The organism is Agrobacterium sp. LMR679, from assembly GCF_027157905.1.
In the GTDB taxonomy this organism is placed as follows: domain Bacteria; phylum Pseudomonadota; class Alphaproteobacteria; order Rhizobiales; family Rhizobiaceae; genus Agrobacterium; species Agrobacterium leguminum.
Genome location: NZ_JAPVOJ010000001.1, coordinates 394,591 through 415,402 on the forward strand (window position 1 = coordinate 394,591; position 20,812 = coordinate 415,402).

21 protein-coding genes and 1 pseudogene are annotated in these 20,812 nt (G+C 58.7%); 11 read left to right on the forward strand and 11 right to left on the reverse strand.

What is annotated here, in order from left to right:
- Positions 1–20 precede the first annotated feature (20 nt).
- Entirely contained in the window at positions 21–920 is a 900-nt protein-coding gene (locus O3W47_RS01785; protein ID WP_269312801.1) for a LysR family transcriptional regulator, read from the reverse strand.
- Between the two features lie 136 nt (positions 921–1,056).
- Between O3W47_RS01785 and O3W47_RS01790 the strand changes: the two genes are divergently transcribed.
- Both O3W47_RS01790 and O3W47_RS01795 read left to right on the forward strand, forming a co-directional pair.
- The gene (locus tag O3W47_RS01790; protein WP_269312802.1) at positions 1,057–1,830 is read left to right on the forward strand and encodes an SDR family oxidoreductase; all 774 of its coding nucleotides are present in this window, start codon (positions 1,057–1,059) and stop codon (positions 1,828–1,830) included.
- A 151-nt stretch (positions 1,831–1,981) separates the two neighbouring features.
- Positions 1,982–2,859: pseudogene (locus O3W47_RS01795) on the forward strand (hypothetical protein).
- A gap of 15 nt (positions 2,860–2,874) precedes the next feature.
- On the opposite strand, the gene O3W47_RS01800 reads toward O3W47_RS01795, so the two are convergent.
- Positions 2,875–3,903 carry a LacI family DNA-binding transcriptional regulator gene (locus O3W47_RS01800; protein WP_031234048.1) on the reverse strand — a complete coding sequence of 343 codons (1,029 nt, stop codon included), beginning with the start codon at positions 3,901–3,903 and terminating at the stop codon, positions 2,875–2,877.
- A gap of 139 nt (positions 3,904–4,042) precedes the next feature.
- Here O3W47_RS01800 and O3W47_RS01805 point away from each other — a divergent pair, with 139 nt between their 5' ends.
- From O3W47_RS01805 to O3W47_RS01840, 8 genes are all read left to right on the forward strand, one after another.
- A complete protein-coding gene (locus O3W47_RS01805; RefSeq protein ID WP_135398373.1) occupies positions 4,043–5,077 on the forward strand; it encodes a Gfo/Idh/MocA family protein in 1,035 nt (344 codons plus the stop codon).
- A 12-nt stretch (positions 5,078–5,089) separates the two neighbouring features.
- Positions 5,090–5,992, forward strand: a complete 903-nt coding sequence (locus O3W47_RS01810; protein ID WP_127756854.1) for a sugar phosphate isomerase/epimerase family protein — start codon at positions 5,090–5,092, stop codon at positions 5,990–5,992.
- Positions 5,993–6,054: 62 nt separating this feature from the next.
- Positions 6,055–7,287, forward strand: coding sequence for an ABC transporter substrate-binding protein (locus tag O3W47_RS01815; protein ID WP_078053305.1), 1,233 nt, complete (start codon positions 6,055–6,057; stop codon positions 7,285–7,287).
- A 111-nt stretch (positions 7,288–7,398) separates the two neighbouring features.
- The gene (locus tag O3W47_RS01820; RefSeq protein ID WP_003504594.1) at positions 7,399–8,301 is read left to right on the forward strand and encodes a carbohydrate ABC transporter permease; all 903 of its coding nucleotides are present in this window, start codon (positions 7,399–7,401) and stop codon (positions 8,299–8,301) included.
- On the forward strand, positions 8,298–9,125 hold the full coding sequence (locus tag O3W47_RS01825) for a carbohydrate ABC transporter permease (RefSeq protein WP_065655228.1): 828 nt from the start codon (positions 8,298–8,300) through the stop codon (positions 9,123–9,125). Before O3W47_RS01820 ends, O3W47_RS01825 begins: the two co-directional genes overlap by 4 nt.
- A complete protein-coding gene (locus O3W47_RS01830) occupies positions 9,122–10,207 on the forward strand; it encodes an ABC transporter ATP-binding protein (protein ID WP_269312803.1) in 1,086 nt (361 codons plus the stop codon). The genes O3W47_RS01825 and O3W47_RS01830 overlap by 4 nt, the downstream gene beginning before the upstream one ends.
- Positions 10,208–10,261: 54 nt before the next feature.
- Complete coding sequence (locus O3W47_RS01835; protein WP_269312804.1) at positions 10,262–10,483, forward strand: hypothetical protein; 222 nt, start codon at positions 10,262–10,264, stop codon at positions 10,481–10,483.
- A 92-nt stretch (positions 10,484–10,575) separates the two neighbouring features.
- Positions 10,576–11,562, forward strand: a complete 987-nt coding sequence (locus tag O3W47_RS01840; RefSeq protein ID WP_269312805.1) for a LacI family DNA-binding transcriptional regulator — start codon at positions 10,576–10,578, stop codon at positions 11,560–11,562.
- Positions 11,563–11,594: 32 nt separating this feature from the next.
- Here O3W47_RS01840 and O3W47_RS01845 read toward each other — a convergent pair whose 3' ends face one another.
- The 3 genes from O3W47_RS01845 to O3W47_RS01855 are packed head-to-tail and all read right to left on the reverse strand — an operon-like array spanning position 11,595 to position 14,782.
- The gene (locus O3W47_RS01845; protein WP_269312806.1) at positions 11,595–13,280 is read right to left on the reverse strand and encodes a metallophosphoesterase family protein; all 1,686 of its coding nucleotides are present in this window, start codon (positions 13,278–13,280) and stop codon (positions 11,595–11,597) included.
- Entirely contained in the window at positions 13,274–13,882 is a 609-nt protein-coding gene (locus O3W47_RS01850) for a dual specificity protein phosphatase family protein (RefSeq protein WP_269312807.1), read from the reverse strand. Before O3W47_RS01850 ends, O3W47_RS01845 begins: the two co-directional genes overlap by 7 nt.
- Before the next feature lie 60 nt (positions 13,883–13,942).
- Positions 13,943–14,782 (reverse strand): inositol monophosphatase family protein, encoded by an 840-nt coding sequence (locus O3W47_RS01855; RefSeq protein WP_269312808.1) that lies wholly within the window; start codon positions 14,780–14,782, stop codon positions 13,943–13,945.
- 341 nt (positions 14,783–15,123) lie between these two features.
- Between O3W47_RS01855 and O3W47_RS01860 the strand changes: the two genes are divergently transcribed.
- Entirely contained in the window at positions 15,124–17,097 is a 1,974-nt protein-coding gene (locus O3W47_RS01860; RefSeq protein WP_269312809.1) for a putative bifunctional diguanylate cyclase/phosphodiesterase, read from the forward strand.
- A 48-nt stretch (positions 17,098–17,145) separates the two neighbouring features.
- On the opposite strand, the gene O3W47_RS01865 is transcribed toward O3W47_RS01860, so the two are convergent.
- Genes O3W47_RS01865 through O3W47_RS01890 form a run of 6 tightly spaced genes read right to left on the reverse strand, consistent with a single transcriptional unit; the run spans position 17,146 to position 20,804 of the window.
- Entirely contained in the window at positions 17,146–17,481 is a 336-nt protein-coding gene (locus O3W47_RS01865; protein ID WP_442864599.1) for a PAAR domain-containing protein, read from the reverse strand.
- Positions 17,471–18,259: a hypothetical protein gene (locus tag O3W47_RS01870; protein WP_137454322.1), complete on the reverse strand. Its 789-nt coding sequence runs from the start codon at positions 18,257–18,259 to the stop codon at positions 17,471–17,473. Before O3W47_RS01870 ends, O3W47_RS01865 begins: the two co-directional genes overlap by 11 nt.
- Positions 18,260–18,271: 12 nt before the next feature.
- Positions 18,272–18,790, reverse strand: a complete 519-nt coding sequence (locus tag O3W47_RS01875) for an SMI1/KNR4 family protein (RefSeq protein WP_269312810.1) — start codon at positions 18,788–18,790, stop codon at positions 18,272–18,274.
- Positions 18,791–18,805: 15 nt separating this feature from the next.
- Complete coding sequence (locus O3W47_RS01880; RefSeq protein WP_137454324.1) at positions 18,806–19,735, reverse strand: HNH endonuclease; 930 nt, start codon at positions 19,733–19,735, stop codon at positions 18,806–18,808.
- The gene (locus O3W47_RS01885) at positions 19,732–20,211 is read right to left on the reverse strand and encodes a hypothetical protein (protein ID WP_174022351.1); all 480 of its coding nucleotides are present in this window, start codon (positions 20,209–20,211) and stop codon (positions 19,732–19,734) included. Before O3W47_RS01885 ends, O3W47_RS01880 begins: the two co-directional genes overlap by 4 nt.
- Complete coding sequence (locus O3W47_RS01890) at positions 20,208–20,804, reverse strand: DUF4123 domain-containing protein (RefSeq protein ID WP_269312811.1); 597 nt, start codon at positions 20,802–20,804, stop codon at positions 20,208–20,210. The genes O3W47_RS01885 and O3W47_RS01890 overlap by 4 nt, the downstream gene beginning before the upstream one ends.
- Between the last annotated feature and the right edge of the window lie 8 nt (positions 20,805–20,812).

Consider the following 20,812-nt stretch of genomic DNA (forward strand, 5'->3'; position numbering starts at 1 on the left):
GAGGCCTGCAAACCGCGACGCTACAGAAGCCGTCGTCGCAGCAGAGCCTCCAGCCACTCCGCAAAGACCTGCAGCCGCCGCGACAGATGCTGTCGATGGGGATAAAGCAACGTCATCGGCATCGACTCAGCCCGATGGGCCGGCATGACCTCGATGAGTTCGCCGCTTTCCAGATGCGGCCTGACGTCGTAAGCCGGTATCTGGATCAAGCCGAGACCGGCAAGACAGCAGGCGATATAGGCCTCGGCATTGTTGACGGTGACGCGGCCGCGCATGGAAAGCGAATGCAGCGTCTCGCCTTCGACCCATTCCCAGTTTTCCACCCGCCCGCTGGAGGGCGACGCGTAATTGACCGCCCAATGGCGGGAAAGATCGTGGGGCGTTTTCGGCGTTCCATGATGCGCGAGATAGGAGGGGCTTGCGACATTGATCAACGGCAACTTGCCGATCGGGCGCGCGATCAGGCCGGAATCGCTAAGCGGCCCGACGCGCAGCACGCAATCGATATTGTCTTCCACCAGATCGACGGCGCGGTCGGTAACGCCGAGGCCTATGTCGATCTGCGGATAAAGGTCGAGAAATTCCGGCAGTGCCGGTGCGATGACCAGCCGCCCGATCCGGCCCGGCACGTCGATCCGCAACCGGCCCGAAGGCTGCGCCGCCGTCTGCCGGAAGAGATTTTCCGCATCTTCGACATCGGCGATCAGCCGCTGGCAGCGCTCGTAAAAGGCCGAACCATCCTCGGTTGGCGATACCTTGCGCGTCGTGCGGTTCAGCAGCCGCGCACCGACACGCCCTTCCAGTTCCTGCACCGCGGCCGAAACCGAAGAACGCGGTATGCCAAGCGTATCGGCGGCCCGCGTGAAACTCGCGCAGTCAACGACGCGTGTGAAGATGCGGAACAGGTCGATACGGTCCAACCGAAAACACCCTATTGTGCGGATTTTCTGACAAGTTATGTCAGAATAAGCGCCTTTATCACGCAAAGCTAGACGATATCCTGCTGCAACGAAAGCGGCCACCAGGTGGCCGAACACGGCAAAAGGAGGCCGACCCATGACAGACCATTCCCTCAAGGGCAAAACCGTCATCATCGCCGGCGGCGCGAAAAATCTCGGTGGATTGATTGCCCGCGATTTTGCCGGCCAGGGCGCCCGCGCCATCGCCATCCATTATAACAGCCCCGCAACCAGGGCGGATGCCGAGGCAACGGTGGCCGACGTGAAGGCGGCCGGCGCTGAGGCTGTCGCACTTCAGGCCGATCTCACCACGGCAGGTGCGGTCGAAAAGCTGTTTGCCGATACCGTCGCCGCCATCGGCCGCCCGGATATTGCCATCAATACCGTCGGCAAGGTGCTGAAAAAGCCGATCCTCGACACGTCGGAAGCCGAATATGACGAAATGACTGCCGTCAACGCCAAGTCGGCCTTCTTTTTCCTCCAGCAGGCCGGACGCCACGTGAGCGATAACGGCAAGATCTGCACCCTCGTGACATCGCTCCTTGGCGCCTTCACGCCGTTTTACGCCAGCTATGCCGGCACCAAGGCCCCGGTGGAACACTTCACCCGTGCAGCCGCCAAGGAATTTGGCGAACGCGGCATATCCGTGACGGCAATCGGTCCCGGACCGATGGACACACCATTCTTCTACGGTCAGGAAACGCCAGAGGCGCAGGCCTATCACAAGAGCGCCGCCGCTCTTTCCGGCTTCTCCAAAACCGGTCTCACCGATATCGAGGACATCGTTCCCTATATCCGCTTCCTCGTCACGGATGGCTGGTGGATGACCGGCCAGACCATTCTGGTCAATGGCGGTTACACCACGAAATAGTCGCTGCCGGATCGCACCCGGCTCAGGCCAGCCGCTCGTTTCGGGTAGCAGAACCGCGATGCAAAAAAAGTATCGAACGCCATATGGCCTGAATTATATATGCCGGTGTAAAACCCCCTCATCCTGTTGATGGAAACCTTGGGGGTATCGGATGAATTCCGGGCGTCGTGGCGTTCTCGCATTTCTGGGCGGCCTTGTACTGGCAAGGCCGTCTCTCGGCGCAGCATCGGGCAAGTCTGCGGCCTTTGCCGAATCCCGTTCCGAATACAAACCCCGGCATATCCTCTGCTTTCTTGGCGCGGAAAATGGGCTGGAGGCGCTGCAGAAGAGCGCCCGCGCCGCCATCGATGATTTTGCGCCCGATTTCAGCCTGGATGACGATTATTCACAGGATGAGGCGGACGACCGAATGGAACGATCGTTCAATGTCTGCTGGGATCGCGTCGACCCCGATGCCTACCAGCCGGAGGATGAGCAAGCCGTCGCCGCGCACGGCTCGGTTCTTTACGTGCTCGGCCCATCCATGGATGCCGAAACAGCCGTGAAGACATCCGCAAAGGCCCTCGGATTTGTACAGCACATGCTCGATCACGGCGCTATCGCGGCGAAGGGTGAAAGTGCAGGCGTCGCCCATGGCGCAAGGCGCTGGAAGCAGCTTTACGAGCAGTCGCGCGGCGAGGCGGCCGCCGATGACGGGATGGCGCTTGCCAGAACCTGCCGTCTGGCTTTCTCACGCCGCCCCATAGGAGACGATGCCGAAGGCATGACGAGCGTCGGGTTTCACCTGATCGGCTTGCCCGATGTGCAGGTACGCTTCACCAAAAAGACCAAGACCAGCCATCGACGAACGCCGAACAGCTGAAGATAGCCGCCTTGATAGACGATATCGCCGAGCAAATGGCGCGTGAAGGCGTTGAAGCCACCCTGAAGGGCCGTCGCGCCTCCCTCTCCGACGACGAACGGTATGAGGAAGACGAATATAAATTCAATCCTTTCGGCGTCGTGAGCGTTAACGGCCTCAAGCTTTGATACCCCTCTGTTGCTCTATGGGGCGGGGTCGCTCTCGCCGGCAACCAGAAGCATGGGCCATACGCAATGGCGGGCCTGATCGGGGTAAAACGGCGCGTAGGCCGGCATGGTCGATAGCAGCGTCTGGGCCACAGTCACGCCGAGATCATGCAGGGACATGCGGAAACTGGTCAGCCGTGGTTCCAGAAACTGGCCGCGCGGGCCATCGCGAAAGCCGATGACGGCGAGATCGCGCCCCGGTTTCAGGCCCACTTCCGCAAGCCGGCGATAAAGGCCGACCGCCATCAGTTCGTAGATCAGCACGATCGCCGTTGGCCGGGGCCGCATCTGCAGCCACTCGCTGGCGGCGTGATAACCACCCTGCTCGCTCGATTTCGCACGGATGACCAGCGAGGAATCGTAAGCGATGCCATTGTCTTCCAGCGCGCGCCTGTACCCTTCCAGAAAAACATAACCGAGATTGATATCGCTGTCGGGCACCGCCACCGCAATCGAACGATGCCCGGCAGCGGCAAGGCGGTCGACCGCGTTTTTCGCGACGCCCTCGAAATCGAGGTCGATCCAGGCGTGAGTGTCGCTGGAAGCGGTCCGTCCGAGCGCCACGAAAGGCAGCCGGGTCTGCTTCAGGAAATCCACACGTTTGTCTATCCGTCGCGTCGCGGAAATGATCATCGCGTCCACCATGCGGCGCGCCACCATGCGCTTCAGATATTCATCCGGATCCTCTTCCCCCGGGCAGGGCAGAACGATGAGATCGAGATTATGCCCGGAAAACACGCTTTGCAGACCGTCCGTCACACCCAGGAAGAAGTTGTCGGAGTTTTCAACGGTCTGCGCGTCGCTGCCGGTCATCAGGCCGATGACATTGGTGGTTCCCTGCCTGAGGCTACGGCCGGACTGGTTGGCGACATAACCAAGCTTTTCCGCCGCTTCCAGAACACGCCGCCGCGTTTCTTCATTCACATCCGGCTTGCCGTTCAGGGCACGGGAAACAGTGCCTATCGATATCTCCAGATAATCGGCAAGCTGACGAATTCCTTTCATGCACTCCCCTCCCAGGCCCGGCGCGCAATCGACGCGCCCCTTAACGGTCTTGACATATCTAACATCATCGGCATAGTCTCGTAAACGTTTACGACGCTCTGCGCAAAGAGGAGTTTGCGAAAGAGTCCGGGGAGATGAGATGACATTCAATGCCGTTTTATGCGGGTGCGGAGCCATGGCCAAAGGCTGGTTGCGTGCCATTCAATCCACGCCGGAAATCGCCGGCGCGATCAGGATCGCCGGTCTGGTCGATCTGAACGAGAACACGGCCCGCGCGCTTGCCGAAGAATTCGCCCTCACCGACGCGGTCATCGGCACCGATCTCCGTGAGGTTCTCGCTAAAACGAAAGCCGACATCCTTTTTGATATAGTCATCCCGCAGGCGCGCTTCGCCGTGGTTGAGGCCGGTCTTGAGGCCGGGTGTCATGTGCTGAGCGAAAAGCCGCTTGCCGCCTCGATGGAGGAAGCCGGCACGCTGGTAGAACTGGCGAAAAAAGCGGGCAAAATTCATGCCGTGGTGCAAAATCGGCGGTTTGTGGCGGGTATCCGGCGGCTGCGCCGCGCGCTGGAAGACGGCGTCATCGGCGATTTGACGGCCATCCACTGCGATTTCTTCCTGGGGCCGCATTTCGGCGGCTTCCGCGAGGAGATGAAGAACGTCCTGCTTCTCGACATGGCGATCCACACTTTCGACGCAGCCCGTTTCGTCGCCAATGAAAAACCCCTCTCCGTCTTCTGCGTGGAAAAGAACCCGGCCGGCTCATGGTATGCCCATGGAGCAAGCGCCAACGCCATTTTCGAGTTTTCGAATGATGTCGTCTTCACCTATCGCGGCTCCTGGTGCGCCGAAGGCGAGCGGACCAGCTGGGAAGCACGCTGGCGGCTGATCGGCTCCAAGGGCATGATCCTCTGGGACGGGGAAGACAATTTCTCCGCATCCGTGGCCGGCGACCAACAGGGGCTTCTGCGGGGCTTTAGGACCGTAAACGTTTCCGAAGCCATTTCCGAGAAGGACACGCGCGGCCATGCCAGCGTCATTCTCTCGTTCCTTCAATCCATCCGCACGGGTGAGATGCCGGAAACGGCCTCCTTCGACAACATCAACAGCCTTGCCATGGTGATCGGCGCGATTGAAAGCGCCCGCCTCGGCCAGCGTGTTTCCATTGCAGCATAAGGACTGAAAGACGTGAGCAATCCGGCAACATCCATCCGCATCGGCACCATGGTCAGCGCCACCAAGGGACAGGCGGCTGAGCGCATCGGCCAGATCGCCGATCTCGGCTTTGAAAGCTTCGAGCCGTTCTTCTGGCAGACCACCAACGGTCAGGACCTTGCCGAACTCGGCAAGCGCTGCCGCGAGGCGATCGGCGAGCGCGACATCACCATCAGCACGCTCGGTATGTTCGGCAATCCGCTGGAGGAAACCGACATCGACCTTGAGACATTGCAGGGCTGGAAGGACTGCATCGACAATGCCCACCATTTCGGCGCGACCTGCGTTGCGGGGTTCACCGGCCGGCTGCGCGGCAAACCGCTGCCGGAAAGCCTGCCCCGATACAGGCAAATCTGGAGCGAGCTTGCAAAACGCGCCGCCGACAAGGGCGTGAAGATCGCTTTTGAAAACTGCGCCATGGACGGCAACTGGCAGACCGGCGACTGGAATATCGCACACAATCCCGACGCATGGGAACTGATCTTCAACGAAACGCCGGACGAGCATATCGGCATCGAATGGGAACCCTGCCATCAGATGGTCTATCTGATCGACCCGCTGCCGCAGATCCGCAAATGGGCGGACAAGATTTTCCACGTACATGGCAAGGACGCGACCATCCGCTGGGATGTCATTCGCGAGCACGGCATTTTCGGCAAGGAAAAATTCGTCTTCATGCGCACGCCGGGTTTCGGCGACAGCAACTGGACGGACATTATTTCCGAACTGCGCCTCGCCGGCTGGACCGGCTCCATCGACATCGAAGGCTGGCATGACCCCGTCTATCGCGATGCGCTGGAAATGACGGGCCAGGTGCATGGCCTGAATTATCTGAAGAAATGCCGCGGCGGCGATTTCGTCGTCGATCCGACATAACGGAAACCTTTTGGGAGAAGGTTTTCGAAAATTGCAGAGACGATAACCAAGAGGAGGAGATTATGGGTATCGCGAAATGCATGATGGCCGGCGCGTTTCTGCTGGCGGGCGTATCCGCCGGCGCTATTGCGGCGCAGGCGGAAGATGTGACGTTGACCCTCTGGTCGCTGGATCGCGATATCCAGCCGGCGCCGAACCTCATCAAGGAGTTCAACGCGCTCAATAACGGCATCAAGATCGAATACAGGCAATTGCAGTTCGACGATGTGGTAAGCGAATCCATGCGCGCCTATTCCACTGGCAATGCGCCCGACATCATCGCCATCGACAACCCCAACCACGCCATGTTCGCCGCACGCGGGGCCTTTCTCGATGTGACCGACATGATCGCCAAGTCGGACGTCATCAAGACGGAGAATTATTTTCCGGGACCGCTGAAATCGGTGATGTGGGACGGCAAATATTTCGGCGTGCCGAAGGCCACGAACACGATTGCGCTTTATTACAACAAGGACCTGTTCAAGGCCGCGGGGCTCGACGCAGCAAAACCGCCGCAGACCTGGGACGAGCTGGTGGAAGCAGCCCGCAAGCTGACCGACCCCTCGAAGAACATCTATGGCATCAGCTTCAGCGCCAAGGCGAATGAGGAGGGCACCTTCCAGTTCCTGCCCTGGGCGCAGATGGCGGGCGCGACCTACAAGAACATCAATACCGAGGGCGCTGTCAAAGCGCTCGAAACGTGGAAGCTGATGCTGGATGAAAAGCTGGCATCGCCGGATACGCTCACGCGCAGCCAGTGGGACTCCACCGCCACCTTCAACGCCGGCAACGCCGCCATGGTCATTTCCGGCCCTTGGGAAATCGACCGCATGCTGAAGGACGCCAAGTTCGACTGGGGTGTTGCCCTGCTGCCGGTGCCCACGCCGGACGCCCCCAGGTCTTCGGCCATGGGCGATTATAACTGGGCGATCTTCTCCAAGACCAAACATCCGGAAGAGGCCTTCAAGGCAATCGAGTTCTTCGCCTCTAAGGACAAGGACATGTTCAAGAACTTCGGCCAGTTGCCGGCGCGCTCGGATATTCCGGTTCCGCCGACCGGCAATGCGTTGAAGGATGAGGCGCTGAAGACCTTCGTGGAACAGCTGAAATATGCCCAGCCGCGCGGCCCCTCGCCCGAATGGCCTAAGATTTCCAAGGCGATTCAGGATGCCATTCAGGGTGCGCTTTCGGGGCAGATGACGCCGAAAGCCGCGCTCGACCAGGCCGCTGAAAAGATAAAGCTGGTCGAAGGCTGATCTGGGCGGGCGGCCGGGTTTCTCCGGCCTCCACCCAAGGGGTTCCTCCCGGTGGGGCTGCCTGCCGCGACAAGCGGCGGCGGCCCCGACTGGAGCTTGCGAGGATGTTTCATGAAAAAACTGTTTTCCAGCGTCAGTGACGGTCGCGGTTTCGACATCGTCCTTGTCGCCTTTCCTTTGGGCTTCCTGTTCGTCATGGCGGGGCTGCCGCTCATCTACAACATCGTCATGAGCTTTCAGGAAGTCGACATGTTCAGCCTGGGCACCTTCGTGCGCCCCTTCGTCGGCTTCAAGAATTACATCGACCTGTTCCGGCAGCCGGAAACATTGCCGATCCTTTTCAACACCGTCACCTTTGTCGTGGCCTCGATTGCCGGGCAATTCGCCATCGGCTTCGGCCTGGCGCTGTTCTTCTGGGTCAATTTTCCCGGCGCCACCTGGCTGCGCGGCCTGTTTCTGGTGTCCTGGGTCATGCCCGGCCTCGTCGTCGGCGCGATCTGGAACTGGATCCTCTCGGGCGATTTCGGCGTCCTGAATTTCTTCCTGCGGGAAAGCGGCCTGATATCGGGCAATATCTTCTGGCGGTCGGATGCGAATTTTTCGCTCTGGGCCGTCGTCATCGCCAATATCTGGCTCGGCACCTCCTTCAACATGATCCTGCTTTCCGTGGGCCTCGCCTCCATCCCCGGCGACCTCTACGAAGCCGCGGAGCTGGATGGCGCCAATGCCTGGCAGCGCTTCTACACCATCACCCTGCCGATGATGCGCTCCACCATCGGCGCGATCGTTTCGCTCGGCCTGATCTTCACGCTGCAGCAATTCGATCTTTTCGCCGCCATCACCGATGGCGGACCGAATAACAGCTCCAACGTGGCGCAATATTGGGCCTGGGACCTGTCCTTCCGGCAATATGATTTCGGCAAGGGCGCCACGATCTCCGTCATCATGATCGTTTTCGTCATGCTGGCCTCCATCGTTTATGTGCGCTCCACACGGCATGAGGTGCGCGGATGAGCATCACGACCCGCAACCGTCTGATGCTGGCCATCGCCATCGTGCTCGCCATCATCTACCTCTTCCCGCTCTACTGGATGTATCTGACCTCGCTGAAAAGCGGCTCGGAAATGTTCGCCAATCCGCCCGCCTTCTGGCCCACGGATCCGCAATGGCAGACCTATGCCTATGTCTGGAACAGCCGCAACATGGGCCGATACCTGTGGAATTCGGTGCTGATCGCTTCGAGCGCGGTGCTGCTGATTACCATTCTCGGCGTCGGCTGCGCCTATGTGCTGGCGCGCTATCGCAATGTCTGGGTGGATATCGGCCTGTTCCTCATCCTCATGCTGCAGGTTCTGCCGGCATCGCTGATGATCACGCCGATCTTCGTCGGCTTCTCGCAATTCGGGCTTCTGGATTATCCGCGCCTGTCGGTCATCCTCGCCATTGCGGCGAAAAGCATGCCCTTCTTCGTGGTGCTTGTGCGCGCCACCTTCATGGCCGTGCCGCAGGAACTGGAAGAGGCGGCGCTGGTGGACGGCAATTCCCGGGTCGGCGCATTTTTCAACATCGTGCTGCCGCTGGCCAGAAACGGCATTCTCGTCAGCGCCATCCTCATCTTCATGCAGGCCTTCGGCGAGTTCGTCTATTCGAAATCGATGATCCAGGCGGCCGAATTGCAGCCGGCGAGTGTCGGCCTCAATTCCTTCATGGGCCCCAATACCAGCGAATGGAACAACATCATGGCCTATGCGACCATGTATGTGACGCCCATTCTCGCCCTCTTCATTCTCTTGCAGCGCCGCATCGTATCCGGCCTGACCTCAGGAGCGCTCAAATGACCCTTCAGATCGAACTTTCCGGCGTCAACAAATATTACGGCGCCTTTCATGCGCTGAAGAACATCAACCTTTCCATCAAGAAGGGCACCTTCGTCGCGCTTGTCGGCCCGTCGGGATGCGGCAAATCCACCCTTCTGCGCTCGCTCGCCGGGCTGGAAACCATATCGGCCGGCGACATGCGCATTGCCGGCACGCTCATGAACGGCGTGCCGCCGCGCAAGCGCGATGTGGCCATGGTGTTCCAGTCCTATGCGCTCTACCCGCATATGACCGTGGAGGAAAACCTCACCTATTCGCTGCGTATGCGCGGCGTCGCCAAGGCCGAGGCCCGCAAGGCGGCGGAAGAAGTCGCCGCGACGACCGGACTTTCAAAACTGATGAAGCGTTATCCGCGCGAACTCTCCGGCGGCCAGCGCCAGCGTGTGGCCATGAGCCGGGCGATCATCCGCAACCCGCAGGCCTTCCTGTTCGATGAGCCGCTTTCCAATCTCGATGCGGCGCTGCGCGTCCACATGCGCAAGGAAATCCGCGCGCTGCACGATCGCCTGCACGCAACCTCGGTCTATGTCACCCATGACCAGATCGAAGCGATGACCATGGCCGATCATGTCGTCGTCATGCGCGACGGCGTGATCGAGCAGCAGGGCACGCCGCTGGAACTATACGACCGCCCCGTCAATCGTTTCGTTGCGGGCTTCATCGGCTCGCCGGCCATGAATTTCATTCCGGCGACCGTCAGCCCGGATGGCGCATCCCTTCAGCTCAGCTTCGGCGAAGGCGAACCGCAGCAATCGATCGGGAATCCGGCCTCCCTGCCGCCCGGCAAAGATGTGATCGTCGGTATCAGGCCGGAACATATCCGGCCGGCCGCAGCAGCCGGAGCGACATTGGCGCTGCCGGTTTCCGCCGTGGAAACGACCGGCTCGGCCACCTTTCTCACAACGGGAACCTCCACCGAACTGGTCATCGCAGTGCAGGGACGCAGCGCAGTCAAGGCCGGTGAAACGATCGGCCTCGACATCGACCCGTCCGATATGCATTTGTTCGATGCGGAAACAGGCGTCGGCCTCCTGACCCGCTAAGCGGCGGTTTTGCCGGCTGTTTCCTCCGCCGGCAAAAACGAAGCGTGGAGTCGAATGACCATAAACGGGAAAACAGTATTCCTTATCGGCGCGGCCATCCTCGCCGGTCTTGTCATCGTCCAGCTCAAGGATGTCCACATCGCCATCGGGGAACGCGCAATGGGAGGTTATGACGGTTCGAGCAACCCGGAAGCGGCCTCCCGCGCCGAGCGGGAAGCAAAGGAGGCCGCCGCGCGTGCCGAGGCTGCGGCAAGCGCGCTGGAACCGCAAAACTGACCACGACCACAGCACCTGAAATATTTCAATTGGAATAGTCGCTGCAATCTGACCTGTGCTATCAGAAATGTGGATTCGCAACGGGGGATTGAATGGCGAAAGGGTTCGTAACGGCCGAAGAAGTAGCAAAAAAGGCGGGTGTCTCACGCTCCGCCGTTTCCCGCACCTTCACTCCCGGCGGCAGCGTATCCAAGGCCGTTCGACGCAGGGTGTTGAAAGCTGCGCAGGAACTTGGCTATCGCATCAACCGTCTGGCGCAGGGCCTCAATAACGACCGCTCCAACCTCATTGGTGTTGTCGGAGCAAATCTCAGTTCTCCCTTCATTTCGAAACAGCTCGATTTCCTCAGCATCGGTCTCCTGCGCCGTGGCCTGCAATGCCTGCTGCTGAATGCGGCAGATGCGCGCAAGGACATCGCGCCGCTCATCGAGCGTCTCTTCGAATTCCGCGCGCAGGCCATCATCGTTCTTTCCGGTGAACCTCCGGCCTCCATTATCGACGAATGCATCGCCAACGGCGTGCGTCTCATCCTCATCAACCAGCATCTGGACCGCACCGATACGAATATGGTGCTGAGCGACGATTCTCACGGCGCCAACCTGGCCGCCATGCGGCTTGTGGCGGCCAGGTGCAGAAAGGTTGCGGTTGTCTCCAGCGGCAGCCGGACGCCCGCGCAGTTGCGCCGCGTCAACGCTTTCACCGAGCGCATGTCCACAGAGGGTATCCAGGTGGTTCCATGGTGCGGCGGCCCCACCAGCTATGACAGTGGCTATCAGGCCGGCCGAGAATTGCTCGCGGACAGGAGCATCGACGGCGCCTTCTGTGTGACTGATCTGCTGGCACTTGGTTTCATGGACGCCGCACGGCTGGAAATGGGCCGCCGGGTGCCGGAAGATATCTCGATTGTCGGTTTCGACGATATTCCGCAGGCCGGCTGGAAAAGCTATCAGCTGACGACCGTTGCCCAGTCTTTCGACGCGCTGACCGAGAAGGTTTTGACCGCGCTCGATAGCGATGAGCCGGAAACCCGGCTCCAGGTCGTGCCCGTTTCCATGGTCGAACGCATCACCGCCCGCTAGACCAAATGTCCTTCCGGGCAAAAATCTTCAGTTCAAACCGCAACCCGTTCATGCTGCGGTGAGAGCCCAAGCTCCAGATCGCGCGGACTGCCTTCGGCACGCTCGAGAAACAGGCCGAGGGCTCCGAAGAAGATTTCAAGAAAGCTTTCGACCGAACCATCGTGGCGATCCGGCTCGCGACCGAAGCGCTGTGCCAGCATTCGATAAAGGGAAAGCCGTTGCGGCGCGATATGCGGCAGCGCCAGACCGGCACCCTGGCGCAGGCAATACCAGTCGGCAATCAGCTCGAACATCGGCAGGGCCAGGGACAGGACAGCAACATCAGAGGAGGATCGGCCTTCCTCTCCAAGCAGGTCGAGAACCTCCCGAACGCTTTTATCGGCAATTGCCGTAACAACCTCGACCGGCCATTCCCTGGGGAAATAACGGTGCCTGATCAGCGCCCGCTTGTGGCCCAGCAGAAATTCACCGTAATTGCCGGCGGCAAAAGCCAGGTCGCTCGCCTCGCCCGCCAGTGCTGTCTCCTGCGCGTAACCAGCGCAAATGCGGCCATTGACCGGCAGAGCGGCCATCTCCACCGTCTCGACAAGGATTTCCTGCCGCGACGGGTGGACGACCTTGAAGGCGGGCGGAAAGGCAACGAGCGACGGCACGGCGATATTGGTGAGCGAATTTTCGCCCTCCCCGCGCCGGGTCAGGCCTTCCACGTGCAGGTGCCCGCTGAAATGGACGGAAAGCCCGGCCTGTAACAGCGCATCCTCCACCGCCTTGCGCGGCGTGCGGCGCACGACATTGGTTTCACCGAACAGAGCGCCTTCCGCACCGCTTGCGCCATCGAAAGGATCGAGCGCCGGATAGTGGGAAAAGCCGAGCAATGTCTTGCCGTGCAGCTCCGCCCTGCGGCGCACATCAGCGATCCAGTCGATGAGGAAGGGCTTGCAGCGCAAAAGCGCATTCCAGCCACCGGAGGTGCTGTCGATGAAAGCCGCCTCCTCGCCCGCTTCGAACTCACCATCGAGCGGCTCGAAAATATTGGCGTCGATCATCAGCAGCCACAGGCCCGGCTCCGGCTCGACCAGATAAGAAGCATCCATCAGGCGGTAAACATTGCGCCCATCGGGTGAGCGCACCGCGTACAGCCGGTCCTCCGGCGCATCGGAAGCACCGAAAGGGGTTTCCCAATGCAGATAATCCGGCTGGCGGAAATAACCGAAAGCCGCCATCGGGCCAAGGCCGGCAGGATAGCCTTCGCAATACATCCCGTCGCTCACGACGACGCGCTCACCGGCCCGCCGGGCATCGCTGGAAACGGAAAGGCATTTGCCGTTCTCCGTCAGGAACTCCTTGGTATGGTGCCGGCCGCGCGGGCCGAAAATATCGTGGTTTCCGGGCAATGCGTAGAAGGCCGTGCCGTGGGCGTCGCTGTGGCGTTGCAGGATGTTCTTCAGCGTTTCGGTCGTCACCCGCTGGCCATCATCGGTATAGTCGCCAAGCAGCACCACATGGCGAATGCCGCGCTGCCGCACCTCTTCCAGCGCCGCATGCAATGCATCGGCGCTTTCGTTGAAAACCCGGGTGGATTCACGCGTATCCGACCAGCTGCGCATGGTGATGCGCTGGCCATCGATTTCGATGCCGGGAAATCCGAAATCGGCTGCCGTGTCATGGAAATGCGCGTCTGCGATGACGGCAACGGAGGGAAGCGTGCGTGTCAGCATGGTTCAGCGGTCTTTCTGCCCTCGACCATGTCGATCCAGTCGGAAGCACGGCGGGCGGCGGCGTAAAGCATCGGTTTCGGCGTCTCGAACCATTCGTCAGGCCGCAATTCCCGTTTCGTGCGGATCACGGCCAGCGCATCGTCGAGGGTCGGATAGAGATCCGGCTGCTGCTTGTGCAGGAAAAGCGCCACCAGTGAGACGGAACGGCTGCGGCCGCAGCGACAATTGACGAGCACATTGCCGCCATCGGCAAAGGGATAGGTTTCCCGCTTCGGCATAGTCTGGCGAAGCGCACCGTCGAGAATGTAATAGGCGCCCAGCATCATGGTGTCGGGACTGCCCTCACCATCAATAAGGCCCAGCTTGTAATAACGGATATCGCCATAACCCACGGCGCGCCTGTCGCCCTCTTCCGCCACCGCCTGCACGAGATTGATATCCAGATTGACGGCGCAATTGACGACGGTGGTGATGCCATGCCGGCGCAGGAGCCCGAGATCGCTCGCACCATCGCTGCCGCCAATGTAAAGCGCGGCATTGTGCGGGCCGAGCCCTTCCGCAATCAGACTGATTGCAGGCCGGGCATAAACGGGTCCATCCATTTCATTCCTCCACATGCATGAAGCACGAGGCCCCCTCTGCAAAAGGGCCACCGCCATAAATCACGCCGATACCGCCCGCGGACGATCCGACAGCTGCCGCGCGGCGAGCGCTATATTCGATGCCTCGCTGACGCCTTTGGCAACACCGGCTGCTGCGGCCAGCACCGGCCCGCCATCCCTGAGACTGCCGATCTCCAGAAAAGGGCACACATCGCCGCCAGCTTCGCTGACGAGTAGCAGCCCCGCAAGACAATCCCATGAATTCATGTGCAATTCGAGATAGCCATCGGAACGGCCATCAGCCACATAGGCAAGCGCCAGCGCGCCGGAGCCGGCGCGGCGGACATTGGCGCCCATATCGAGCAGGTTCCTGACGACATCGAGATAGGTCGCATTCGCGATACGGGTGGACCACCCCATCTCGATCGAAGCCGCATCGAAGCGCTCCGTTTCCGCAGTCCGGATCGGTTGCCCGTTGCGCGTCGCTCCCTCGCCGCGACGGGCGAAATAAAGCTCGCCAAGGGCGGGACTATAGATCGCCCCGATTTCGGTCTGGCCGTTTTCGACATAGGCGATGGAGATGCAGAAATGCGGAATGCCACGGGCAAAATTGGCGGTGCCGTCGATGGGATCCACGACCCAGACGCGCTCACCGATCTCGCCGCCGCCCTCTTCTCCGAAAAAACTGTCTTCCGGGAAAGCGGCCATGATCGCGCCGCGAATATGCGCTTCGGAAGCCGCATCCGTCACCGTCAGAAAATCCTGCGGCCCTTTCATCGAAAAGCTGCGCGTCGCCTCACCCTGAAAACCTTTCAGCACCAGCTCCCCGGCAGAAAGAATAACGCTTCGACACAATTCGGCACGCGCCGCCAATGTATCGGGATAGTGGATCGAATCCATGCGCAGGAACCATTTCTCAAAGTTTGAACACGCGTTCATATTGCACGCGTGTTCAAACTTTTCAAGGGGCGTTGAAACGGAGTTGATGAACATTGGAAGAGGGCGGGCCGATCAGGCCAATGGAATGGATTCGCCGCAACACGTGGCATGAAGCAAAGGGTTCCTTCACCACTACCAATATCCCCGCAGGAAACATTTAATACTGAAAACATTGGAATGTTGCGAAACGCAGCGCCTGCATCTTGCGGTTGATGTAGTTGTCTGTCGGTTAACCCTATGTATTTCCAATGATGTAACGGGAATTATGTTACAAATGCCGCTCTGTACTTGAAGAGCCATGAATGAAAATACTGTCCGCCACACAGAAACTGCAGGACTTCATGTCCGTCCGGTCCGACAATCCTGATCTGCTGAAAGCACAGTACCGCGCTTTCACCCGACAGATGCCGATGATGTATTTCATCCTGCTTTCAAGCACATGGGCGCTTGCCGTGACGCATATGCGATTGGCGCCGCTTTGGCTCACCGTTGGAGTTCCCGCCCTCTTCACACTCGGCTGCACGCTCAGGGTCGCCTTCTGGTGGAGGACGCGCGGCATGGATCCCGAACCGCGGGTGGCGCATGCAGCCCTTCGGCGCACCAATCGCCTCGCTGCCGGCATCGCCATGGCATTCACGCTCTGGTCTTTCCTGCTGGTGCCCTATGGGGATGCCTATACGCAATCCCACGTCGCCTTCTACATGGCGATTACAGTCATTTCCTGCATTTTCTGTCTGATGTATGTGCGCTCGGCCGCCTTCACGGTGACGCTCATCGTCAATGGCGCCTTCATCGCCTTTTTTCTGGCATCGCGGCAACCGACCTTTGTTGCCATCGCCATCAACGTGCTGCTGGTCTGCACCGGCATGATGTCCATTCTGCTGACCAACTACCGCAATTTCGAGCGCATGGTCATTTCACAACAGCGCACGGAAGCGCTCAGCAACGAAAACCTGCTGCTTGCCAATATCGACAGCCTGACGGAACTGCCCAACCGCCGCGCCTTTTTTGCCCACCTCGAAGCCGAGCTCGAAAAAGCCAGGGCCAACGGAACCCGGCTGGCGCTGGGTGTCATCGATCTGGACGGGTTCAAGCCCGTCAACGATCTTTACGGACACTCCGTGGGAGACAGGCTGCTTGTCAATGTCAGCAAACGCCTCACCGCCAATCTGAAAGCCAGCAGGGCCTTTCGGCTGGGCGGTGACGAATTCGCCATCGTCGCCCCGATCATACCGGATGACGCGCAACTCGTCGCAAATGCCAATGCGATCTCCGAGCAGTTGAGGGCGCCTTACCATATGCCGGAAGGCACCGTGCATGTTTCCGCTTCCATGGGAATTGCCGTGTTTCCGAACCTCGCCTCCACGCTTGAACAGCTTTTCGACAGGGCGGATTATGCCCTTTACCACGCCAAGAAAACCCGGCGTGGCGACGCCGTTCTGTTCGATGCGGAGCACGAAAAGCAGATCAATATCGAAGCCCGCATCGAGCACCTGCTCAAACAGCGGGATATGGAAAACGAGCTTTCGGTCGTTTTCCAGCCGATCGTCGATATACGCGACGGAAGGACGGCAGGGTTTGAAGCGCTGGCGCGCTGGCACAGCCCGGTTCTCGGGCATGTGCCGCCTTGCCAGTTCTTCCCCATCGCCGAGCGAGCCGGCATCGTCGGTTCGCTGACGCGGCCGCTTCTCAAGATGGCGCTCGCCTCCGCCGCCAAGTGGGAGCCTTCCCTGCGCCTGTCCTTCAACCTTTCGGCGCAGGACCTCAATTCCCATGAGGGCGTGCTTTCCCTGCTCGGCATCATCGAAAACAGCAGCTTCGATGCGCGGCGGCTGGACCTTGAAATTACCGAGACGGCTTTTGCCCATGATTTCGAACAGGTCAGGCAATCGGTCGAAATGCTGCGGCGTCTCGGCTGCGGCATATCGCTGGACGATTTCGGCACCGGCTATTCCAGCCTGACGCGACTGCATGCATTGCCGCTGACCAAGATCAAGATCGACCGCAGCTTCGTCACGGACCTGCACGAAAAACCGGCCAGCTACAAAATCGTGAAATCCCTTCTCACCCTCAGCCGCGACATGGGACTGGAATGCGTGGTGGAAGGGGTGGAAACACAAGCCGAGCTTACCGCACTCGAAGGCCTCGGCGCCACGCTGGTGCAGGGCTATATCTATGCGCCGCCGCTTCGGGAAGAGGATGTCAGTGCGTTTCTTTCGGGACAGGCGGCTAGAAGCGTAACTTCCATGGATAAACGCAGAAACAGGCTCCGCTAGTTAAACCATTGCATGAGGCAGATTGTCGTCACGGCACCGTATTTCAGATTACTCGAACGTAATCCAGGAGGTTCCCTGCACCAGTCTTCCACCATGCGCGCATGCATCTCCCAGCCGCACTATCTTCTTTCCATCAATAGCCGCAAAGGACGAGCCGGCAGTAATTGTATCGGTCGTCGGAACTCCCGTGCACAAACAGGTATCACCGACAGTCGCGACCGGCGCTCCTTCAACCGTAACAAAACTCTGTTGGGTGGAGATGACGGGGCCGCCAACATGCGGTCTTGGGCCGGGATCGACCTTGGGGCAGACATGCATGTGGCCTTTAAGGGAGACTGGGCTGGCGGTCACTGGTTCCTCCTTCTCAACTACATCAAGCCGCATGAGCAAAAGGCAACGGTGCTATGGCGAGCACTCGATTATTCCCGCCCCGGAAGCGTAGCCCCCTGTCAAAATCCCCACCGTTCCTCCATTGAAACAGGCACGGATCGGACCGTACGATCAGCGGGTTAATATCCAGAAGCACAGCTTCAAATCCGGCGACATCGTCGGGTTTCAGGTAAATATCGACGATAGCATCATCAATATGAGCGACCTCCCTGAAACGGTCCGCAAAATCGACCAGAGCTCCAGCGATGGATTTGGCATTGGCTTCTATCTCAGGAAAAAAAGCCGTATGAAAATACTGCGAGGCGCCAATGAATTCCCGGTTTTTCATGAAGAGCCTGAACTCAGACCATTTCGGAATGTCTTTCCAGGGCCTTATGAACATGCAGACGTCAAATTTATCTTGAAGTGAACTGGCAAGAAGTCCCGCCACACGGGGGTTATCCCGCAATATATGAGACATAAGTTGGGCGCTGTTGAAGATCGGCCCCTTTTGGTATTGTCCAGGCTGCTTGAAACTGCATCCACCGAAGCGAAAATGGGCGCCCTCTTTGAAAACCGCGGTTTTTGCATCAATGGCTACGCGGAATTCATCTGACAGTTGAGGGAGTTCATCTACACTGAACAGATCCCGGAAAGCCGCGGTCCTGCTCCCTATGGCGACACGATCCTGCTCCGAAATAAGCAACTGCTCAAAGGGTAACCCCAGCTCGCACACTTCGTCCGGCCAGGATTCAATAAAGGTTGCTCGCCATTTTTCGTGTAGACCAAGCATATTCGTTACACATCAAAGGTTTTCTGGTGCGGAGAGATTGATCAGGAATTCCGGCAGACTGTCCACCAGCTTGACGATCCCTTTTGCGTTGTTTCCTGTACCAAAGGGGTCTGTCGCCCTCTCCCAGAAGTAAACAGCCCCATTTTCAGGATTTTTACCATCCATCAACAAATAAGCATGTCCGGAATCCGCCGATCCAAAGAATATCATTGGGAGCGTGAACTGTTTTTCCCAACTGGAATTGGCAATAAAGGTCTCGTGCCACGAAACGATGGTATCGAAATTCGAAACAAGCACCTGCACATCATGTACCGACCGACTTCCGTCATCGTATTCGACCAGAAATGAATCGTTGTATTCGGTGCCGCAGTGACCGTATTGCCTCAAAACCTCTTCCAGCTGTTTCGGAACGATCAGCCCGGTAAGTTCCGTAAAGCGACTGAAATCACGGTCAGTCCACGTCGTATCCGGAACGCGTTGAAAATCGCTGTTCTCCTCCAGGAATTGAACCGCATCTTTTAAGACAACCATTGGAACAACTCCGTTCTAATAGGAAGGATCGTTGACTGCAGAAGCGCCGCCGCTGTGGGCACCGCCGCCCTGGCCGGTATTATGTATGCGCGAGTCGACCAGCTGCATCGTTGATGTGTCTTCATTGTGATGCCACGTAAAGCCATTTTCGTCGGCAGCCTTGCTCCAGCTGCCATACCTTTCTTTGAGCGGACCAACGGCTTGACCCACGTCGCCATCCGGCCCTCGAGCCAAGTCACCCTTCATATCAGATATGCGGGTCTGAATCGGCTGCCCATCCGGACCTTTTTTCACGAATGGTGAAAAATCGGGTTTCCCGTTTTTGTAAGAAATCCCATCCTGACCGTATTCTTTCAGGGCTTTATCGGCATTCGATCCCGGTTCAGGAGACCACTTGCTGTTTCCCGGTTCTCCGGCCCACGTCCCCTTTTCCCGGGGAATGTTCTTGTATTTGCCACCATCCTTATACTCGTCGATTTTTTTCTGACGGCATGCCTTCGTATTGCATTTCCTCAAATCTTCCTGAAGCTTGCGGTAGGCTTCGCCGCGCTTGGAAGCCCAATATTTCGATGCCGCCGCCGACTTTCGTACATGCTCCTCGAGCGCCTTGACCTTGCGCTGCGCGGCGGCAACCTGGCTCATCAGTTTTTCGGCATACCGCGCAATCTTGGTGCCTTTGGCAGCGGCCTTGGCCCCATCACCCCAGACGGGAACGAGACCGACGAGATCCAGACCGGCATCTGCCCAGTTGCCAGTCCAGGCGTTTCCAATGGCGCTCGCGACATCCACGACACCGCCCACCACGGGGATGGACGAAGCAGCCAGCCAACCCGCTTCTTTCGCGATTTCGGTATAGCGCTGGTTCAGCATATCCAGATCACGACGGGCCAGTTCAAGCTCGCGTGTATCCGGGACATTGACGAGATCATCAAGATGCTGGCTCATTGAACGTCTCTCGCCCTGGCAGCACGCTCACGCTCGAACTCCTCCTCGATGTCGTCATAAGGGACGCCGAGAATGTTGTTCTTCATATATTGCGGGAACCAGAAGGCATTGTCGCTCCGCGCAATCGCATTTCCCTCCTGGCTCATGGTCGGCTCAAGGTTACAGCGCTCGATACGTTGTTCCTCGGTTTGGCTTCGGTCTCCCAGGATGGATTTATACGGTTCGAAGAGAAAGAAATCCGGGCCGATCCGCCACATCAAAACGACAAAGTGAATTTGATAAACTGGATCGGAAAAGCCGAAATGCTCCGCATAGCGCCTGCCCCACCGTGTCATTTCGGCAGCCTGGGGCGACCCCGCCATATCGGCGAAACTGGGTAGATGCTTTGGCATCACCTCTCTGGTGAAATAATTCGTAAAATCGTCGTCATCGTGCAGCATCGCATTCATCTGACGCGGATCGAATTCAATGATCATGATAATGTCCTCTCAACTGCCTTTGTCTGGCCCGTGTCTTCAGAAGGCAAGACGATCTCACGATGTACAGTGCCATTTCCAAAGCGGAACTTGAGGAATTCTCCCGCCTTCAGGTCGTTTTCACAATAAAAACACTCAATTCCGTTGAAGAAAACGGCGGCCTGCTCTGATGTCAGGACTGGCAGATATTGGCGCAGCGTTCGTGGGTCGTAATAACGAAAGAAGTGAATAGTCCCCTCACTATCTTTGACCATCGTAAATTTCCTCAAATGCCGGACGACATCTTCCAATGCATGCGACGTTCGCAGAAAAATTGACCAGCGTTTGCCAAAGCCCTTATCGATAAGCCATTGCAATACGCTTTCGTCAGATGTCATCTCTGCGACCCAGGCCGTATCGTCTCCAAACTCTTCAAGCGCATTGCCTCTGTAAAGACATGCAACCTTGTCCGTCATGGCTTGAAGCGCTGGTGGAATAATCATCGGCGCCCGGGACGCATCGACCACGGCATAAAGACGCGCGGCTCCGCCAGCCCCCTGCTCCTCGCGCAGTTTGGAAAGAACTTCGTGCCTCTTCTCGCTATTGAGTTCCACGCCAACCC